General features: G+C 74.4%; 12 protein-coding genes and 2 pseudogenes. 9 read left to right on the top strand and 5 right to left on the bottom strand.

The window, feature by feature from the left end; translation table 11 throughout:
• Positions 1–4: 4 nt before the first annotated feature.
• The 5 genes and pseudogenes from OG403_RS32475 to OG403_RS36805 all read left to right on the top strand — a co-directional run bounded on the left by OG403_RS32475 (position 5) and on the right by OG403_RS36805 (position 11,333).
• Positions 5–8,452: a non-ribosomal peptide synthetase gene (locus OG403_RS32475; protein ID WP_329570739.1), complete on the top strand. Its 8,448-nt coding sequence runs from the start codon at positions 5–7 to the stop codon at positions 8,450–8,452.
• An 83-nt stretch (positions 8,453–8,535) separates the two neighbouring features.
• Positions 8,536–8,757 carry an MbtH family protein gene (locus OG403_RS32480; protein ID WP_329570741.1) on the top strand — a complete coding sequence of 74 codons (222 nt, stop codon included), beginning with the start codon at positions 8,536–8,538 and terminating at the stop codon, positions 8,755–8,757.
• A 95-nt stretch (positions 8,758–8,852) separates the two neighbouring features.
• Entirely contained in the window at positions 8,853–9,614 is a 762-nt protein-coding gene (locus tag OG403_RS32485; protein WP_329570743.1) for a thioesterase II family protein, read from the top strand.
• 156 nt (positions 9,615–9,770) lie between these two features.
• Positions 9,771–11,045: pseudogene (locus OG403_RS36800) on the top strand (right-handed parallel beta-helix repeat-containing protein); the annotation flags it as partial.
• A gap of 45 nt (positions 11,046–11,090) precedes the next feature.
• Positions 11,091–11,333, top strand: coding sequence for a hypothetical protein (locus tag OG403_RS36805; RefSeq protein WP_442911099.1), 243 nt, complete (start codon positions 11,091–11,093; stop codon positions 11,331–11,333).
• 122 nt (positions 11,334–11,455) lie between these two features.
• Here OG403_RS36805 and OG403_RS32500 read toward each other — a convergent pair whose 3' ends face one another.
• From OG403_RS32500 to OG403_RS32510, 3 genes are all read right to left on the bottom strand, one after another.
• Positions 11,456–12,295 carry a bifunctional 5,10-methylenetetrahydrofolate dehydrogenase/5,10-methenyltetrahydrofolate cyclohydrolase gene (locus OG403_RS32500; RefSeq protein WP_329570745.1) on the bottom strand — a complete coding sequence of 280 codons (840 nt, stop codon included), beginning with the start codon at positions 12,293–12,295 and terminating at the stop codon, positions 11,456–11,458.
• Positions 12,292–12,912: a cyclodeaminase/cyclohydrolase family protein gene (locus OG403_RS32505; protein WP_329570747.1), complete on the bottom strand. Its 621-nt coding sequence runs from the start codon at positions 12,910–12,912 to the stop codon at positions 12,292–12,294. Before OG403_RS32505 ends, OG403_RS32500 begins: the two co-directional genes overlap by 4 nt.
• A 220-nt stretch (positions 12,913–13,132) precedes the next feature.
• The gene (locus tag OG403_RS32510; protein WP_329570749.1) at positions 13,133–13,774 is read right to left on the bottom strand and encodes a hypothetical protein; all 642 of its coding nucleotides are present in this window, start codon (positions 13,772–13,774) and stop codon (positions 13,133–13,135) included.
• A 124-nt stretch (positions 13,775–13,898) separates the two neighbouring features.
• On the opposite strand from OG403_RS32510, the gene OG403_RS32515 reads away from it, so the two are divergent.
• On the top strand, positions 13,899–14,312 hold the full coding sequence (locus OG403_RS32515; protein WP_329570751.1) for a hypothetical protein: 414 nt from the start codon (positions 13,899–13,901) through the stop codon (positions 14,310–14,312).
• A gap of 52 nt (positions 14,313–14,364) precedes the next feature.
• On the opposite strand, the gene OG403_RS32520 is transcribed toward OG403_RS32515, so the two are convergent.
• Positions 14,365–14,493: a hypothetical protein gene (locus OG403_RS32520; protein WP_329570753.1), complete on the bottom strand. Its 129-nt coding sequence runs from the start codon at positions 14,491–14,493 to the stop codon at positions 14,365–14,367.
• Between the two features lie 648 nt (positions 14,494–15,141).
• Here OG403_RS32520 and OG403_RS32525 point away from each other — a divergent pair.
• Positions 15,142–17,208 carry a hypothetical protein gene (locus OG403_RS32525; protein WP_329570755.1) on the top strand — a complete coding sequence of 689 codons (2,067 nt, stop codon included), beginning with the start codon at positions 15,142–15,144 and terminating at the stop codon, positions 17,206–17,208.
• Here the strand turns inward: OG403_RS32525 and OG403_RS32530 are convergent.
• The gene (locus tag OG403_RS32530; RefSeq protein ID WP_329570757.1) at positions 17,102–17,980 is read right to left on the bottom strand and encodes a LysR substrate-binding domain-containing protein; all 879 of its coding nucleotides are present in this window, start codon (positions 17,978–17,980) and stop codon (positions 17,102–17,104) included. The genes OG403_RS32525 and OG403_RS32530 overlap by 107 nt on opposite strands.
• Before the next feature lie 126 nt (positions 17,981–18,106).
• On the opposite strand from OG403_RS32530, the gene OG403_RS32535 reads away from it, so the two are divergent.
• Together OG403_RS32535 and OG403_RS36810 are read left to right on the top strand one after the other, a co-directional pair.
• On the top strand, positions 18,107–19,144 hold the full coding sequence (locus OG403_RS32535; RefSeq protein WP_329570759.1) for a bile acid:sodium symporter family protein: 1,038 nt from the start codon (positions 18,107–18,109) through the stop codon (positions 19,142–19,144).
• Between the two features lie 236 nt (positions 19,145–19,380).
• Positions 19,381–19,560: pseudogene (locus OG403_RS36810) on the top strand (YbaB/EbfC family nucleoid-associated protein); the annotation flags it as partial.
• Positions 19,561–19,646 lie beyond the last annotated feature (86 nt).

Raw genomic sequence — 19,646 nt, forward strand, 5'->3', positions numbered from 1 at the left:
GACCATGGCCAACGCACGTATCCAGGACATCCTGCCGCTCTCGCGGCTCCAGGAAGGCCTGTTCTTCCACGCCCAGTTCGATGCCGAGGGCGTCGACGTCTACTCCTCCCAGCTGACCCTGCACCTGGACGGCCCGCTGGACGCCGAGGCGCTGCGGGCGGCCGGCGCGGCGCTGCTGGAGCGGCACCCGAACCTGAAGGCGGCCTTCCGCCAGGCGGATTCGGGCAAGTCGGTGCAGCTGATCCCGCGCCAGGTCAAGCTGCCCTGGACCGAAGTGGACCTCGGTGACCTGCCCGAGGCCGAGCAGCGGGCCGAGGTCGCCCGGCTCTGCGTCGAGGACCGCGAGCGCCGGTTCGACCTCGGCAAGCCGCCGCTGCTGCGCTTCCTGCTGATCCGGCTCGGTGGGCAGCGGCACGTGCTGGTGCTCAACCACCACCACATCCTGTGGGACGGCTGGTCGAACGCGCTGCTGATGGCCGAGCTGTTCGCGCTCTACCAGAGCGGTGGGGACGCCAGTGGACTGCCCAGAGTCGCGCCGTACAAGAACTACCTTGCCTGGGCGGCCAAGCAGGACCGCGCGGCTGCCGAGGCGGCCTGGCGGGGTGCGCTGGCCGGGCTGGAGGAGCCGAGCCTGCTGGCGCCGAGCGGCGGCGAGGAGCGCGCCGCGGTGCTGCCCGAGCGGCGCGAGCTGGAGCTGTCCGAGGCCACCACCGAGGCGCTCGGCACCCTGGCCCGGCGGCTCGGGGTGACCGCCAACACCATCGTGCAGGCCGGCTGGGGACTGCTGGTGGCGCGGCTGACCGGCCGGGACGACGTGGTCTTCGGCGCCACCGTCTCGGGGCGTCCGCCGGAGCTGCCGGGCGTCGAGCGGATGGTCGGCCTCTTCATCAACACGCTGCCCGTGCGGGTCGGTTCGAGGCCGGCCGAGAGCGTGGCCGAGCTGATCACCCGGCTGCAGGCCGAGCAGTCGGCCCTGCTGCCGCACCAGCAGGTGGGCCTGGCCGACGTGCAGCGCTGGGCCGGCCTCGGTGAACTCTTCGACACCAACCTGGTGTTCGAGAACTACCCGCTGGACGCCGAGTCGCTCTCGATGGCCGGCTCGACGGTCAAGGTGACGGCGGCCGAGAGCCGCGAGGCGACGCACTACGCGTTGAACCTGGCCGTGGTCCCCGGCGCCCGGCTGAGCCTGCGGCTGGATCACCGCACCGACCTCTTCGACGCCGCCGCGGCCGACCGGCTGCTGGAGCAACTGGCACACACCTTGGGCGAGTTCGCCGAGGACCCGGCGCAGCCGGTCGGCCGGCTGCGCAGTGTGACGCCGGCCGACCGGCAGCGGCTGGTCCAGGAGTGGAACGACACGGCGGCCCCACTGCCCGGCGCCACGCTGCCCGAGCTGTTCCAGGCCCAGGTGGCCCGCGACCCCGAGGCCACCGCGCTGCTCTTCGAGGAGGGCGGCCGTTCGGCGGGCGGCGGCACGCTGAGCTACGGCGAGTTGAACGCGCGGGCCAACCGGCTGGCGCGGCGGCTGGTCGAGCTCGGCGTCGGGCCGGAGAGCGCGGTCGGTCTGCTGATGACCCGCTCGGTGGAGCTGGTGGTGGCGGTCCTCGCGGTGCTGAAGGCGGGCGGCTGCTACGTCCCGCTGGATGCCCGCTACCCGTTGGCGCACCGGCAGTTGATCCTGGCCGAGACTGCGGCCGCGGTGCTGCTGACCGATGAGGCACTCGCCGAGGAGGCCCGTGGTCTGGCGCAGCTGCCGGTGGTCGTGGTGGGCCGGGACGGCACCGAGGGCGACCCGGGCGACCTCGAACTCCCCTGTGACGGCGACCGGCTCGCCTATGTGATGTACACCTCCGGGTCGACCGGCCGCCCGAAGGGCGTGGCGGCCACCCACCGGGGCGTGCTGGCCCTGGCCACCGACCGGCGGTTCACCTCCGGCGCCTACCGGCGGGTGCTGCTGCACGCCCCGTACTCCTTCGACGCCTCGACGGCCGAGCTCTGGGTGCCGCTGCTCGGTGGCGGTCAGGTGGTGATCGCCCCCGACGGGCCGGTCGGCGCCGCCGAGATGGAGCGGCTGCTCGCCGAGTACGCGGTGACCGGCGTCTTCGTGACGGCCGGCCTGTTCGGGCTGATCGGGGAGGAGCGCCCGGAGTGCTTCAAGGGCGTGCGCGAGATCCTCACCGGCGGTGACGTGGTCTCCGCGACGGCGGTGGCCCGGGTGCGCGAGGTCTGCCCGGGGACCGAGGTGGTGATCGGCTACGGCCCCACCGAGGTCACCATGCTGGCCAGCACCCACACGGTGGACGGCACCGAGCCGGGCGCCGTGCCGATCGGCCGACCGCTCGACAACACCCAGGCGTACGTGCTGGATTCGGCGCTGCGCCCGGTGCCGGTCGGGGTCGCGGGGGAGCTGTACGTGGCGGGCGTCGGCACCGCGCGCGGCTACCTGAACCGCCCCGGCCTGAGCGCCGAGCGTTTCGTGGCCGACCCGTACGGGCTGCCCGGCTCGCGGCTCTACCGCACCGGTGACGTGGTGCGCCGACTGCCCAGCGGCGTGCTGGCCTTCGTCGGCCGGTCGGACGAGCAGGTGAAGATCCGCGGCTTCCGGATCGAGCCGACCGGCATCGAGGCGGTTCTCGCCGGTCACCCGGCGGTGGCCCGGGCCGTGGTGCTGGTGCGCCAGGACCGGCCGGGGGAGAAGAGGTTGGTCGGCTATGTGGTGCCCGCCGAGGGCGCCGAGCTGACCGTGGCCGAGCTGCGGGCCCACCTCGGCGCGGCGCTGCCGGAGTACATGGTGCCCAGCGCGATCGTGCTGCTGGCGACGCTGCCGCTGACGCCGAACGACAAGGTGGACCGGAAGGCGCTGCCGGCACCGGAGTTCGAGTCCACCGCCCCCGGCCGGGCGGCCCGCACCGCGCGCGAGGAGACCCTGGCCGGCCTCTTCGCGGAGGTGCTGGGCCGCGAGAGCGTCGGGATCGACGACGGGTTCTTCGAGCTGGGCGGTGACTCGATCACCTCGATCCAGCTGGTCGCCCGGGCCCGCAAGGCCGGCCTGGTCTTCACCGCGCGCGATGTCTTCACCCGCCAGAGCGTCGCCGAACTGGCCCAGGTGGCAAGGGGCGAGGAGAGCGCGGTCACCGAGGAGGGCGACGCCGCGCTCGGCCTGGTGCCCGCGCTGCCGATCACGCACGCGCTGCGCGAGCACGGCCCGATCGCCGACGGCTTCCAGCAGGCCGTGCTGCTCCAGGTCCCCGCCGGCCTCGACGCGGACCGGCTGACCGGCGCGCTCCAGGCCCTGCTCGACCACCATGACGCGCTGCGCGCCCGCTACCTGGAGAGCGAGGGCGGCGCGCTGCACGTCCCGCCGCGCGGCGAGGTGAAGGCGGCGAGCCTGCTCACCCGGGTGGACGTGACCGGCGCCGACGAGCGGACGCTGCGCACGGCCGTCGCCACCCAGACCCGCGCCGCCCGGGGCCGCCTGGCGCCGCGCGCGGGCGTGATGGTGCAGGCGGTCTGGTTCGACGCCGGGGACCGGGCGGCGGGCCGGCTGCTGGTGATGATCCACCACCTGGTGGTGGACGGGGTCTCCTGGCGGATCCTGCTGCCGGACCTGGCCACCGCGTACGCGGGCGGCGAACTCCAGCCCACCGGCACCTCGCTGCGCACCTGGGCCACCGCGCTGACCGCCGAGGCCCACCGCCGCACCGCCGAACTGCCGTTCTGGCAGCAGGCCCTGACCGGCGCCGAGCCGCTCTTCACGGCCGGCGGCGGCACCGCGTCCCGGCTGGAACTGACGCTGCCCGCCGCGCTCACCGAGCCGCTGCTGAGCACCGTCCCGGCCCTGCTGCACGCCGAGGTCAACGACGTGCTGCTCACCGGCCTGGCCCTCGCGGTCAACCGGGTACTCGCCCGCGACGGCGGGGTGCCGATCGAACTGGAGGGCCACGGCCGCCAGGAGCTGGGCGAGCGCACCGATCTCTCGCGCACGGTCGGCTGGTTCACCAGCGCCTACCCGGTGCGCCTGGAGCCGGGCACCGGCGGCGACCTCGGCCAGGCGCTGCGCGCGGTGAAGGAGCAACTGCGCGCGATCCCCGACCACGGCCTCGGCTACGGCCTGCTGCGCCACCTGAACCCCGAGACCGCGCCGGTGCTGGCCCAGGCTCCGTCCCCGCAGCTCGGCTTCAACTACCTGGGCCGGATCGGCACGGCCGCCACCGCCGGCACCGACTGGGCACCGGCCGCCGAGCCGCTCGGCGCCGACCCCGTGATTCAGCCGCACGCGCTCGCCGTCAACGCCTGGGCCCAGGAGGGCCCCGAAGGGTCGCGGCTGACCGCCGCCTGGTCCTGGAGCACGCCGGAACTCACCGAGGAGCGGGTCCACGAGCTGGGCCAGGCCTGGTTCGAGGCGCTGGCCGCCCTCGCCGAGCACGCCCGCACGCCCGGCGCCGGCCGCCTCACCCCCAGTGACGTCCCGCTGCTCCAGGTCGGCCAGGCGGAGCTGGACCGGCTGTCCGCCGACCGGCCGCTGGCCGAACTGCTGCCGCTCGCGCCGCTGCAGGAGGGCCTCTACTTCCACGCCCAGTACGGCCGGGCCGACGAGCTGGACGTCTACACCTCCCAGCTCACCCTCCGGTTGGACGGCCCGCTGGACAGCGCCGCACTGCGCGCGGCCACCGAGGCCGCGCTGGCCCGCCACCCGCAGCTGACCGCCTTCCTGGCCCAGCTCGACGACGGCCGCGCGGTCCAGGCCGTACCGCGCCGGACCGAGCTGCCCTGGCACGAGGTCGACCTGACCGAGAACGCCTCGGCCGAGCAGGAGTTGGACCGACTGCGGGCCACCGAGCGGGCGCACCGCTTCGACCTCGCCACCCCGCCGCTGCTGCGGATCACCCTGGTCAAGCTCGCCGCCGAGCAGCACGCCCTGCTGCTGACGAACCATCACATCATCTGGGACGGCTGGTCGATCGGCGTGCTGATCGGCGAACTCTTCACCCTCTACCGGGGCCAGGGGGGCGCCCTGCCGCAGGTCGTCCCGTTCCGTGACTACCTCGGCTGGGTCGCCGCCCACGACGAGAAGGCCGCCCGCGCCGCCTGGCAGCAGGCGCTGGCCGGCATCGAGGAGGCCACCCTCCTCGCGCCGCGCGACCACGGGCGGCAGAGCCTGCTGCCCGAGAAGCTGCAGACCCTGCTGCCGGAGGAGCTGACCGAGGCGCTCACCGCCACCGCCCGCCGGCACGGCGTCACCCTCAACACCGTGGTGCAGGCGGCCTGGGGACTGCTGCTGGGCCATCTGACGGGACGTCAGGATCTGGTGTTCGGCGCCGTCGTCTCCGGCCGCCCGCCGGAGCTGCCCGGTGTCGAGCGGATCGTCGGCCTGCTGATCAACACGCTCCCGGTCCGGGTGCGGATCGACCCGGCCGAACCGCTCGCCGCGCTGCTCACCCGCCTGCAGCGGGAGCAGACCGCGCTGCTCGCGCACCAGCACGTCCCGCTGGCGGAGCTGCAGCGCTGGACCGGCACCGGTGAACTCTTCGACACCGCCCTGGCGTTCGAGAACTACCCGGTGGACGCGGCCGCGCTGGCGGATACCGCGCAGGAGCTGCGGATCACCGACGCGAGCATCCAGGACGCCACCCACTACCCGCTCACCCTGGTCGCCATCCCCGGCGCCCGGCTCGACCTGCGCCTGGCCTACCGCCCCGACCTCTACGACCAGGCGGCGGCCACCCGGGTGCTCGACGGCTTCCGCACGGTCCTCGCGACCCTGGCCGCCACCCCCGAGCTGCCCACCGGCCGCCTCGACCTGCTGACCGAGGCCGAGCGCGCCGAACTGGTGCCCGCGCACCGCCCGTCGCCGGCCGCCGGAACGCTCGGGGCCGGCGCCACCCTGCCCGAGCTCTTCCAGGCCCAGGCCGCCCGCACCCCCGAGGCGATCGCACTCAGCAGCCCGGGGGAGCCCGGCCACCGCTACGCCGAGCTGAACGCCGCCGCCAACCGCCTGGCCCGCCTGCTGATCGCCCACGGCGCCGGCCCGGAGCGGGCGGTGGCCCTCGCGCTGCCGCGCTGCGCCGACCTGGTGGTCGCGCTGCTCGCGGTGCTGAAGACCGGCGCGGCCTACCTCCCGGTCGACCCGGACTCCCCGGCCGACCGGATCGCCTACATGCTGGACGACGCCGCGCCGACCCTGCTGATCACCCACCAGGAGGTCGCCGACCGGCTCCCGGCGGGCAGCCAGCTGCCCAACCTGCTGCTCGACACGGCCGAGACCGCCACCGCACTCGCCGACCAGCGTGCCGAGGACCTGACCGACGCCGAGCGCCTGGCCCCGCTGCTGCCCCAGCACCCGGCCTACATCATCTACACCTCCGGCTCCACCGGGCGCCCCAAGGGCGTGCTGATCCCGCACCAGAACGTGGTCCGGCTCTTCACGCGCACCGACCACTGGTTCGGCTTCGGCGCGGACGACGTCTGGGCGCTCTTCCACTCCTACGCCTTCGACTTCTCGGTCTGGGAGATCTGGGGCCCGCTGCTGCACGGCGGCCGCCTGGTCGTCGTCCCCTACCTGGTCAGCCGCTCGCCCGCCGACACCCTGGACCTGCTGCTGCGCGAGCGGGTCACCGTGTTGAACCAGACCCCCGCCGCCTTCTACCAGCTGCTCCAGGCCGAGGAGGAGCACGCCAGCGGCGCGCTCGCGGCGCTGCGCACGGTGGTCTTCGGCGGCGAGGCGCTGGACCTGGGCCGGCTGACCGCCTGGTACCGGCGCCATGCGTCGGGCGGGCCGCGCCTGGTCAACATGTACGGGATCACCGAGACCACCGTGCACGTCACCTACCGGCCGCTGGACGCCGAGACCGTGGCCACCGCGCCCGGCAGCCTGATCGGCGCCGCCATCCCCGACCTCGCGCTGCACGTGCTGGACGGCGCGCTGCGCCCGGTGCCGGCCGGCGTGGCGGGCGAGCTGTACGTGGCGGGCGCGGGCCTGGCCCGTGGCTACGCCGGGCGTCCGGGCCTGTCCGCCGAGCGCTTCGTCGCCGACCCGTTCGGCCTGCCCGGCACCCGGATGTACCGCACCGGCGACGTGGTCAAGCGGCGCGCCGACGGCGAGTTGGAGTACCTGGGGCGCGCCGACGACCAGGTGAAGATCCGCGGCTTCCGGATCGAGCTGGGCGAGATCGAGGCCGCGCTGCTCAGCCACCCGCAGGTGCGGCAGGCCGCCGTCGTCGTCCGCGAGGACCGGCCCGGTGACAAGGCGCTGGCCGGCTACACCGTGCCGGCGGTGGCGAGCGAGGAACTGCGCGCGCACCTGGCCGCGCTGCTGCCCGCCTACATGGTCCCGGCCGCGCTGGTCGGCCTGGCCGCCCTGCCGCTGACCGGCAACGGCAAGCTGGACCGCAAGGCGCTGCCGGCCCCCGGGTCCACTGGCGCCGGGAACGGCCGTCCGCCGCGCACCGAGCGCGAACGCGCGCTCTGCGGCCTCTTCGCCGAGGTGCTGGGCCTGGACGCGGTGGACCTGGACGGCGACTTCTTCGCGCTCGGCGGCCACTCGCTGCTGGCCATCCGCCTGGTGGGCCGGCTGCGCGCGGCGCTCGGCGCCGAGTTGGGCATCCGCGACCTGTTCGAGGCGCCCAGCGCGGCCGAGCTCGCCGAGCGCCTGGCGCGGGGGGTCGCGGGCGCCGGTGACCCGTTCGCCCCGCTGCTCCCGCTGCGCGCCACCGGCAGCCTGCCGCCGCTGTTCTGCGTGCACCCGGGCTACGGCCTCGGCTGGTCGTTCCGCGGCTTGGCCGAGCACCTGCCGCAGGACCGCCCGCTCTACGCCTTGCAGGCGCCGAGCCTGCGGCCGGGCGAGCCGCTGCCGGCCAGCGTTGAGGAGCTGGCCGTCGAGCACCTGGCGCGGATCCGCTCCGTCCAGCCGTCCGGGCCCTACCACCTGCTCGGCTGGTCGTTCGGCGGGGCGGTCGCGCACGCGATGGCCACGCTGCTCCAGGAGGCCGGCGAGCGAGTGGAGCTGCTGGCCGTCCTGGACGTCTACCCCGGAGTGCCGGTCGCCCAGGAGGACTCGCCCGAGCTGCGCCGCCGACTGACGGCGGACGTCCGGCGGGCGCTCGGCGACGGCGCGCCGGCCGCCGGGTCCGAGCTCTCCGACCTGCCCGACCTGCCCGAGTTGCCCGAGTTGCCCGAGCTGACGGTGCGGCAGGTGGACGCGGTGGTGGCGACCCTGGTGCGGAGCGCGAGCCTGCTGGACAAGTTCACCCCGAAGTCGTTCGACGGTGACCTGCTGTTCTTCCGCGCCGATCATGGTCGAGCGGACTGCGCACCCACCGCCGAGGTGTGGCGCGAGTACTGCACGGGCGAGCTGCGGGTCACCGGGGTCGACTGCGCGCACGACGACCTGACGCTACCCTCCGCCCTGGGTGTGATCGGCCCGATGGTGGCCGCCGCGCTGCGGGGAGAGTGAGCGTGACCGACCCCGACCGCTTTGCCCGTTGCCCAGATGTTCAGAGACGCTAGATGTTCAGACGTTAGAGAGGACGAAAACCCATGGCGAACCCGTTCGAGGACGCTGACGGAAGCTACCTGGTGCTGGTGAACGAGGAGAACCAGCACTCGCTCTGGCCCTCCTTCGCCGAGGTGCCGGCCGGCTGGACCGTCGCGCACGGCCCGGACAGCCGCCAGGCCTGCCTCGACCACGTGGAGGCCAACTGGACGGACATGCGCCCGGCCAGCCTGATCCGCGCGATGGCCGAGGCCGAGTCCAACTGACCGACTCGGGGCCCGGTGCGTTGAGCGGATCCTGTGATCCGATCAACGCACCGGGCCCTTTGCCTACCCACCCCGACACCTGAAAGGCTGCCGCCATGTCACTGCAGCCCACCTCACCCGCCGACGCCTGGGTCCGCCCGCTGGTCGCCCGCCCGCAGGCCCGCCTGCGGCTGATCTGCTTCCACCCGGCCGGGGCCGGGGCGTACCTGTACCGCACCTGGGCCAAGCTCCTGCCGGCGGACATCGAACTGCTCGCCGTCCAGCTGCCGGGCCGCGAGGCGCGGCTCGCCGAGCCCTGCCTGACGGACTACCAGGAGGCCGTCGAGCAGACGTACGCGGTGCTGCGCCCGCTGCTGGACCGCCCGTACGCGTTCTTCGGCCACAGCATGGGCGGGATGCTCGCCTACGGGGTGACCCGCAGGGCGGCCGAGCAGGGCGACCGGCTGCCGAGCCGGCTGCTGGTGAGCGGCTGCCCCGGGCCGGGGTCGGCCAGCCGCAGGCCCGGCCGGGAGGGCTGGTCGGACGCCGAACTGATCGAGGACCTGCGCGAGATGGGCGGCACCCCCGAGGAGGTGCTGAGCCAGCCCGACCTGCTGGAGCTGATCCTGCCGACGCTGCGCGCCGACTTCGCACTCTGCGCGGGCTACCACGCCGCGCCTCCGGTCGGCCCGGCCCTGGACGTACCGGTGTCGGTGCTCGCCGGAGTGGACGACACCATCACCGAGGCGGACCTGGAGCGCTGGATGGCCGTCACCCGCGCGGGCAGCTCGCTGCGGATGTTCCCCGGCGGCCACTTCTTCCTCACCGGCGAGTCGCAGGACCAGGTGCTGGCCGCCGTCACGGCCGACCTCGCCTGAGGCCCGACCTCGCCTGAGGCTCGTCAGGGCCCAGCGGGACAGGGACATCAGAACGGGGGACTGTCCGCCGCTGCCTGACAGGCTGCCCGTACACAGGCATCAGAGGCCCGGGAGCGCCGCCGACGCGGCCCCGGGCTCAGCGAGAGCGGCAAGGCCGGTGTGCTGGCCGGCGGCGAGGCGCTGGCGCGACTGCGGGACACCACCGTGGCCGCCGCCGAGCTGAGCGGAATCGCGGTGGAGGGCGGCGATCTGACGGCACGTCAGTGCACGGTCACGCGCAGCGGCACCGGGATCAGCCTGAGCGGCCCGCACCGTCCGCTGATCGATGGCTGCACGGTGGCCGACTGCGCTGAGACCGGCCTGCGGATCGGCGCGCGGAGCGGCGCGCTGGTGGTGGACACCACGGTCAGCGGCACCCGGTCGGCCGGCGTGCTGATCGGCGAGGGCGCCACCCCCTGGCTCAGCGACTGCGCGATCAGTGACACCGAGGGCAGTGGCCTGGTGGTGCGGGGCGAGGCCCGGCCCCGGTTGCGCGCGGTCACCGTGGCGCGGACCGGCAAGAACGGCCTCTACGTCGCCGACGGCGGCCACGGGGTCTACCGCGACTGCGAGTTCACCGCCACCGCGTTCCCCGCCGTCTACGCGGGCGCGGGCGCCGACCCGGTGCTGCGCGGCTGCTGGATCCACGCCACCGATGAGGACGTCAAGCTGGCCGAACAGGCCGCCGCGGTCTTCGAGGACTGCCTGGTGGAGGAGGTCAAGCTCAGCTCGCTGCCCGAGGCCGGCCGCGCCGCCACGACCGGCGCGGGCGCGGCGGGCGCACCGGCCCGGCGCGGGGCCTCGGCGGTCCGCACCACCGGCGCGGGCCCGGCCTACGGCACCGGCGAGCAGGAGCCCGCCGTCGGCCTGGAGGAGCTGCTCGACGAACTGCGCGCGCTGGTCGGCCTGGAGCGGGTCAAGCACGACGTGGAGACCCTGGTCAGCGTGATGCAGCTGGTCCGCCGCCGCACCGAGGCCGGCCTGCCGCCGCCCCCGCTCAGCCGCCACCTGGTCTTCGCCGGCAACAGCGGCACCGGCAAGACCACCGTCGCCCGGCTCTACGGCAAGATCCTGGCCGCGCTCGGCCTGCTCTCCCAGGGCCACCTGGTGGAGACCGACCGCGGCGACCTGGTCGGCGAGTACATCGGCCACACCGCGCCCAAGACCACCGCCGTCTTCCGGCGCGCGCTCGGCGGCGTGCTCTTCATCGACGAGGCCTACGCGCTGGTCCCGCCGGGCCAGGGCACGGACTTCGGGCTGGAGGCGATCGCCACCCTGGTCAAGCTGATGGAGGACCACCGCGACGACGTGGTGGTGATCGTGGCCGGCTACCCGGAGGAGATGTCCCGCTTCATCGACGCCAACCCCGGTCTCGCCTCCCGGTTCGCCCGGACCCTGGTGTTCGACGACTACGAACCGGCCGACCTGGTACGGATCGTGGCGGGCAATGCCGAGCAGCACCGCTACGAGCTGGCCGACCCGACCCGGCAGGCGCTGGCCGACTACTTCGCCGAACTCGGCCGCGACGACCGCTTCGGGAACGGGCGCACCGCGCGCCAGCTCTTCCAGCGGATGACCGAGCGCCACGCGCGCCGGGTGGCGGGGCTCGCCCAGGCCGCCACCGAGGACCTGGTGACGCTGCTGCCGCAGGACGTGCCGCCGCTGGAGGCGCTGGTCTGACACCGGGGCAGCACCGGCAGGAGCGATCGGGCGAACCCGGCCCACTCAGCCGTCCGGGCGCCGCGCCTGCCGCACGGCAGGCGCAGCGCCCGGACGGACCGCTCGTGCTCGCTGAGCGCCGGTCAGCGCTCGGCGGCCTGCACGGTGTGCCGCAGCAGCAGCGCGGTGGTGACCGGGCCGACGCCGCCGGGCACCGGGGTCAGCGCGCCGGCGACCTCGGCCACGGCCGGGTCGACGTCGCCCGCCAGGCCGCCGTCCTCGGTCGGGTTGGTGCCCACGTCGATCACGGTCGCGCCGGGGCGCACGTGCGCGGGGGTGATCAGGGCGGTCCGGCCGACGGCGGCGACCAGGACCTCGGCGGTGCTGGTCAGCGCGGCCAGGTCGGTGGTGCGGGAGTGGCAGACCGTCACGGTGGCGTTGCGGTCCAGCAGCAGGTGCGCGGCGGGCTTGCCGACCACGGTGGAGCGGCCGACCACCACGACGTGCTTGCCCTGCAGCTCGACCTCGTAGTGGTCGAGGATGGTCAGCACGGCCTCGGCGGTGGCCGGCGCGAAGGCGGGCAGGCCGGCGGCCAGGCGGCCGAGCGAGAGCGGGCTGGCGCCGTCCACGTCCTTGGCCGGGGTGATCGCACCGGCCAGCTCCTCCAGCCGGGCGCCGCTGGGCAGCGGGGTCTGCAGCATCAGACCGTGCATGCCCTCGTCGGCGGAGAGCCGCTCCAGGGTGGCGGTGATCTCCGCGGTGGAGGCCCCGGCGCCGAGGTCGACGATGTCGCAGTCGATGCCGACCTTGCCGGCGGCCTTCGCGATCGAACGGACGTACCAGGCGCTGGCCTCGTCGTCGGTGGCGGTGACCACGGCGAGCTTGGGCGTGCGGCCCTGCTCGGTGAGCTTGGCGGCGCGCTCGGCGACGTCGGTGCGGATCCGGGTGGCGAGCGGGCCACCGGCGAGCAGGTTCGCGGTCACTTGGTGATCTCCTTGCGCACCGCGCTGGTGACGGCCTCGGCCGCGGCGGCGATCTGGTCGACATCGGCGGTGGCGGCGAGCAGTTCGGCACGCACCGCCTCGTCCTTGATCCCGCCGAGGTTGATCTCGACGTTGACCCGGGCGGTGGTGGCGGCGGCCCGGGCCGCCTCGGTGGCGGCGGCGACGTCGGTGAGCACGTTGCGGTTGCCGATCGGCGCCAGCTCCTCGCCGAGTGCGACGAGGCGGCGGGCGGCCGCGATCGTGTCGGCGGGCGGCTGGGCCGCGCCGACCAGGGCCTGGGCGATGGCGGCCGAGCGGGCCGCCTTCTCCTCGGCGGTGGCCTTGGGCAGTTGGTAGGCGTCGGTGACCGCGGTGAACGCGGCGGCGTCCTCCTCGGCCAGCCGCAGCGCGGTGGCGCCCAGCTCCTCGGCCTCGGCGAGGATCCGGGTGATCGCGTCCTGGACCCCGGCGTAGCGCTCGCCGGTGCTGTAGCGGGCCACCATGCTCAGCAGGGCGGCGCTCTGCGCCGCGTGCAGCGCGGCACTCGCGCCACCGCCCGGGGCGGGCACCCGGGCCCCCAACTGCTGCAGGAACTCGCCGATCGTCAGGTCGCGCATCTGTCTCCCTCAGGGAGTCGGTGTGTCGTGGGGAGGGCGGATGCGCGCGGCGTTGCGGACAGCGCCCCGGGGCGTGATTCTACCCACGCCGCCTGCCGACGGTGCGTCCGGTGAGCGTGCCGCGCCCGCCCGTCCGAGCTGACGGTCCGTCAGCCCGCGGGAGTGCCGAAGATGCTGCGGGCCAGGTCGGCGGCCCGATCGGCCAAGTCGCCCAGGTTCCTCAGGTGGTGACCACCGGCGGGGGCGGGTCGGGGAAGAAGGAGCCGATGTCGGCGTGCGCGTACTGCTGGCCGGCCCGGTTGAGCAGCACCACGAACTGCCCGACGCTCTCGATCGCCGAGGCGACGTCGAACAGGACCTCGCTCATCACCGGGTTCATCACCTGCGCGTACGCGGTGCCCGCCTGCTGCACCGGGCCGTCCGCCTCCAGGGTGTCGGGGCGGGGCTGGACGTAGATCCCGTGCACCCCGACGGCCCCGCCGGGGTGGTGCACCTTCTCCATGGCCTGCTGGCCCCAGATGGCACCGCCGTCGATGGCGGCCCGGCACAGCTCCTTGAGGTGCATGTAGTCGGCCACCGAGGAGCGCGCCTGGCCCAGGATCCCGTTCTCGCAGTCCCGGATCGACTCCAGGTCCACGCTGATCGCGGGGTGGTTGCGGTGGCCGCCGCCCCCGTTGCCACTGCCCTGCGGGCCGACGTCGCCGGTGATCGCCGGGGCGTCGCCCCAGACCACCTGGAGGTACGGGTCGGCGGCATAGGCGGGGGTGGGCGCGTTCGGGTCACTGGAGCCGCCGGCCGTCGGGCCGTCCGTGTTGTCGTCCCGGGGCGGACCGTGGAGCGAGTTGTGCGGAGTGCTGGCCACTATCCTCCACGAGTGCGCGGGGTGCCGATCGAGCGCCATCCTCGCGGGCGCGCGAGGGGGCCGCCAGGTCCCCGTTCGGGGACGGTCGCCGGGCCGGAAGGGCGACATCACGGTGAGCGGTACGGTGACCAAGGCCACCACCGTCGGGGCCCTCAAGAAGGTGGAGTTCGAGAACGGCACCGACTCCTTCGCCACCGCCGGCTACTTCCGGGAGAGCCTCGGCCGGATCGGCGGCGGTGTCATCCTCAAGGGCAAGGCCACGCCCGAGACCCAGCCGAGCGGTCAGCTGGGCGTGACCCGGGACAAGATCACCGGCAGCGTCGTGTCAAGCTCCGGCCGGATCTTCAACCGGAGCAAGACGGCCGAGCCGGCGCTCAGGGTCTCGGCCCGGATCCAGCTGTCCTTCGACTTCTCGCAGGTCCAGCGCCATCACGACACGACGGTGCGCCGCTGCGTGGCACCGGCAGCACCAACGCGCAGTTCGGGCGCGACCGGACCGGGATCGAGCAGTCCTCGGTGCGCTCCGGCAGCGCGGTGAAGGTCAAGGCGCCGGGCGTGATCTTCAGCGGCGTGGCACAGTTGACGTTCAGTCACCTCGCTGACAGCTCGGCCGACAGCGCCACCAGCATGCCGCTCGGCACCGCTCCGCTCGGCTTCGAGTCGATCTCCGAGGCCGCCGAGTCCCGGCGGGTCGACGCGCCGCAGCGGTTCGACGCCACGGCCGCCACCCAACAGCCGTTGCAGGCACCGATGCTGGAGCCGGGCAGCACCGCCTGGCGGCCGAGGACGGAGCTCTGGGGTCTCGACCCGGCCGACCAGCAGGGCCTGCCGGAGGGCTCGGTGATCTACGACGTCCTCTACGACGGCGTCGCCGGGCCGTTCGGGAAGGCCGCCCACCCCGGGGCTGAAGTCGCTGGTCAACGACCTCGGGCAGGAGTTCTTCGGACCCGGCGCCTGGTCCGAGGTGCGGCCCTCGGTCCGGCAGGCCTTCCGGCGCGAGCGGGTGGCGGCCTGGCTGCCCTCGATGACCAGGAACCTGCCGGTGCAGAGCCCGCTGGTGACCCGTCCGCTGCGCAGCGACGCCCAACTCTCGGCCACCGCACGGCTGGACAAGCTGGAGTTCGTCCGGGTCATCGACAAGGCCGAACTCAACGTCCTGAACGAGACGGCCGAAGGCACCGCCGACCGCAGCGTCTTCTGGCGGGTGCTCAGCGGTCAGGCGCAGGGCGGCTACCAGGACACGCTGCCGAGCGGGCTCCTACTTCGGGCTGCCGCTGGTCGGCGGCGGCCGCGCCACTCGCCACCGCGAGGGCCCGCGCGCGGCCGAGGGTTCGAGCACCGTCTCCAGCGCCAAGTTCGCCGAGCCGATGGTGGTCTTCGTCGCCGAGACCCAGGTCGACGTCAGGATCGCCAAGCGGGGCAAGCCCGGCGAGGCGGTCTCCGGGCAGACGGACCTGCGGTTCGTCGTCACGGTCCCGCAGTCGGCCGCCGAGCAGTACGTGACGGAGGACGGGCAGCACAAGCGGGCGGTCTTCACCCGGGCCGCCGCAGCGGCGGCGCAGGCCGCCGCCGCTCAGGCCGCTGCGGCCGCGGCGGCTGCTGTCCCGACCGCCGGCACCGCCGCTGGCACCACCAGCGCGCCCGGCACTGCCACCACCCCCGTGCCGCGCCCGCCGCTCACCGTGCAGCCGCCCGAGCGGGTCACCGTGTCAGGGCAGATCGGACGGTCCGACGCGGTGACCGCACTGCCGGACGGCCAGGCGGTGATGTCCGCCATCCGCGGCGCCCTGGCGGACACCTACGGGGACCACTGGCCGCAGGTCGAGCTGCCGCTCGACCCGGCCACCCGGCAGAAGCCGGTACCCGCGCAGCACTACGCGCTGCCGCCCAGGATCGCGCAGTCGCTGCTGCTCAGCGGCACCGACATCGTGCTCGACGTGCGGCCGCTGACCCCGCCTGCCCCGGTCAGCCAGCCCGCGATTGTTGCCCAGCCCGCGACCGTACCCCAGCCCCAGGCCACCACCCCCGCCGCCACCCAGACCGTCCCGGTCACCCGCGCGCCCGGCGGCCAACTCGCCACCGCCGCCGTGCTCGACCAGCTCGACGCCACCGGCGAGCACGTCTTCGGCTCGCCCGCCGGGTGGGCGGCGGCGAAGCGCAAGCTGCGGAAGAAGTTCGACGCGGCGGCCCTGCAGCCCAGGATGCGCTCGCTGATGGCCGGTCAGCCGTGGGTGATCCAGCTCAAGGGCGGCAGCGTCACCGTCACCGCCAGCGTCCAGCAGCTGACCCACCAGGCCAACACCGAGGCGACCGAGTTCAACACCGGCAGCACCAGCGTCGTGGCGGCGGCCGGCAGCGACGGTCGGACCGCCGACACCGCGAGCACCACGCACACCACCAGCGTCCAAGCCGTCGGCACCTCCGACCCGTTGACCATCGCGCCGGTCGCGGTGGTGGCGGGCGGCACGATCACCCACACCAGTGCCAAGGACCAGACCGCCGAGAACCTCACCTCCGGGCGCACCGGTCTGGGCACCAAGACCAAGGTCCCCGGCAGCGTCTTCGACGGCATCGCCCAGCTGCACTTCGAGTTCCGCCGCCCGTGGCGCCCGTGGGGCCAGGCGGTCGACCAGCGGATCCCGGTCGAGACCGGCCAGGTCCAGCACCAACTCGACTGGCTGCAGGGCCAGATCGACCTGCTGTCCGCCGAGCCCGTCACCGAACCCGCCCAGCCCGCTGCCACCCGCGCGCCCGCCCCGTCCGTCCCCCTGCTGGTCAGCCCGGACCTGATCACCGGCCGCCTCGAAGCCGTCGCCTGGCAGTCCCCGACCCCCGAGGGCCTCCCGCACCCCCAGGACGGCCGGGCGCTCGGCCTGCTCCGCTACCGGATCGGCGACCTGGATCCCGCCGAACTCGGTGCCGACCACCCGGTCACCCCGCTCCCGGCGGGCACGGCGGACCGGCACGGCGGTGGCCGGCCGCCACGGGTGCCGCACGTGGCCTCCGTCCTGGCGGACGAGGGCGAGGGCCGCGCCCAGCAGATCGTGGACGCGCTCTTCCACCGCGCCGCCAAGGTCGCGCTGAGCGAGAACGCCGACCACCTGCTGGTCAGCACCAACGGCACCGAGGCCGACGCCGCCCAGCTGCGCCCGCTCGGCCTGCGGCCGCTCGACCCGGACCAGCGCCTGTGGCACAGCACCACCGCCGACCTCCAGCAGGCGCTCCGCAGCCGCCCGGCCCCGCCCGACCTCAAGGTCGGCAACTGCGAATCCCGCCGACCACCTCCGCACCCCAGCACCCCAGCGCTCCGACACCCCACCACGGCCGTCAGGGCACCTGCCGCTCCGGTGCCCGGTGCAGCCGGAACGCGTCGGCGAGGACGGCCTCGGCGAGCAGCCGCACGGGGCCGCGCGCCGTGGTGCGGCCGGTGCTGAGGACGAACTCGGTACTCCCGAGTTCCGGCAGGCCCACCTGGTCGGGCAGCACCCGCAGGTCCGGCGGAACCAGGCTGCTGGCGTGCGGCACCACCCCGAGCCCGGCCAGCGCGGCGGCCCGCACGCCGGAGAGGCTGGTGCTGGTGCAGGCGATCCGCCAGGGCCGCCCGGCCCGCTCGCAGACCTCCAGCGCGCGGACCCGGGTGAAGCTGGGCGGCGGGTAGACGATCAGCGGCAGCGGCTCCGCCGGGTCGACCCGGAAGCCTTCGACGCCGACCCACACCAGCTCGTCCTGCCAGACCAGCCGACCCGGTGAGCCGCCGGTCGGCGGGCGCTTGCCGAGCACCAGGTCGAGCCGCCCGTCGGCCAGCTGCTCGTAGAGCAACCCGCTGAGGCCGACGGTGAGTTCGAGGTCGACCTGGGGATTGCTGCGCCGGAACCCGCGCAGGATCTGCGGCAGTTCGGTGTAGACGAAGTCCTCGGAGGCGCCGAACCGGACCCGCCCGCGCACCTGGGTCTGCGCGAAGTAGCCGACCGCCTGCTCGTTCGCCTCCAGGATCGTCCGGGCGAAGCCGAGCATGGCCTCGCCCTCGCTGGTCAGCCGCACGGAGTGGGTGTCGCGCAGGAAGAGCCGCCGGTTGGCGGCCTCCTCCAGCCGTCGCACGTGCTGGCTGACGGTGGACTGCCGCAGCCCCAGCCGCTGGGCGGCCCGGGTGAAACCGCCGGTCTGGGCGACCGCGAGAAAGGACCTCAGCTGAACCGGATCGAACACGCGACCCATCCTATCTGCTGATATCACGATTCATGATGGCAGTAAGCGCGGCTAGCGGGATTCACAATCACTGTCACAGGGGGCAGGCTGAAGTCATTCCCGCCCGAACCGTTGTCTCGGAGAACCATGCCCAGCCCGAACCGTTCGCTCTGCTCCCAGATATCCCGGCGCCTGCGGGTGGACCCGTTCATCGCCTCGCTGCTGGGCACCGTCGCGCTGGCCGCCCTGCTCCCGGCCCGGGGCGCCGCCGCACCGGCCGTCTCCGGCGCCGCCGAAGGCGCGGTCGCCGTGCTCTTCTTCCTCTACGGCGCCCGGCTCTCCGCCCGGGAGGCGCTGGACGGGCTGAAGCAGTGGCGGCTGCACGGCTCCGTGACCGCCGTGACCTTCGGGCTCTTCCCCGCGCTCGGACTGGCCGCCCACCTGCTGGTGCCGTACGTGCTGTCGCCGGAGCTCTACCAGGGCCTGCTCTTCCTGACCCTGCTGCCCTCCACCGTGCAGTCCTCGATCGCCTTCACCTCCATCGCCCGGGGCAACACCGCGGCGGCGGTCTGCGGCGCGACCTTCTCCAGCCTGTTCGGCATCGTGCTGACGCCGCTGCTCGCCGCCGCCCTGTTGAACACCAGGGGCGGCGTGTCGGCCGGCTCGATCCTCCAGATCGCCGAACAGCTCCTGCTGCCCTTCCTCGCGGGCCAGGTGCTGCGCCGCTGGATCGCCGCGTGGATGGCCCGCCACCGCACCGTCCTCGGCCTGGTGGACCGCGGCTCGGTCCTGCTGGTGGTCTACAGCGCGTTCAGCGCCGCCGTGGTGGGCGGTGTGTGGAGCACCCTGTCGCTGCCCCGCCTGGGGGCGCTCTTCCTGGTCGAGGCGGTGCTGCTGGCGCTGGTCCTCACCGCCACCCTGCTGCTCGGGGGCCGGCTGGGGTTCGGCCGGTCCGACCTGATCGTGATGGTCTTCTGCGGCTCGAAGAAGAGCCTGGCCAGCGGGGTGCCGATGGCCAGCGTCCTGTTCCCGGGCCCGGCCGCCGGGATGATCGTGCTGCCGCTGATGCTCTTCCACCAACTGCAGCTGATGGTCTGCGCGTTCCTCGCCCGCCGGTGGGGCGCCGAGTCCCCGGCGGCCGAGGCGGGGCGGGCGGCGGTGCCGGCCTACGCCGGGCGGTCCTGACACGGTCCGTGCCGCACGGGGTCCCCGAACAGGGACCTGGGCGTTCGGGACGCCACCCGCCAGCATGGCACCAGGAGGCGTTTCGCACGACGCCCACCCACGCAGCCCGGCACGAGCGGCCAGCACGAGCGGCCGGCACGAGCAGCCCGCACGAGAAGAGAGCACGGCAGATGCCCGACCCCGGACAGCCCGACCTCGCCGGCCTCAGGCAGCGGGCGCAGCACCTCTACGAGGACATGCGGGACGTCCAGCACAGTCTGAGCGCGGTGCGGGCCGACGGGCGCAGCGGCGACGGGCTGGTCCTGGCCACGGTCACCGCCGACGGGCGGCTGCTGGACCTGCGGATCGACGCGTCCGTGATCGACCCGGACGACCCCGAGGGGCTCGCGGCCCTGGTCCGCGACGCCGTCGCCGACGCGCACCAGGCGGTCGAGCGGGCCCGGGACGAGCAGTTGGGCGCGATGACCGGGCGGGTGAACGGGCTGCTGGACGGGATCCGGGC

The organism is Kitasatospora sp. NBC_01266, assembly GCF_036242395.1.
Taxonomy (GTDB): Bacteria; Actinomycetota; Actinomycetes; order Streptomycetales; family Streptomycetaceae; genus Kitasatospora.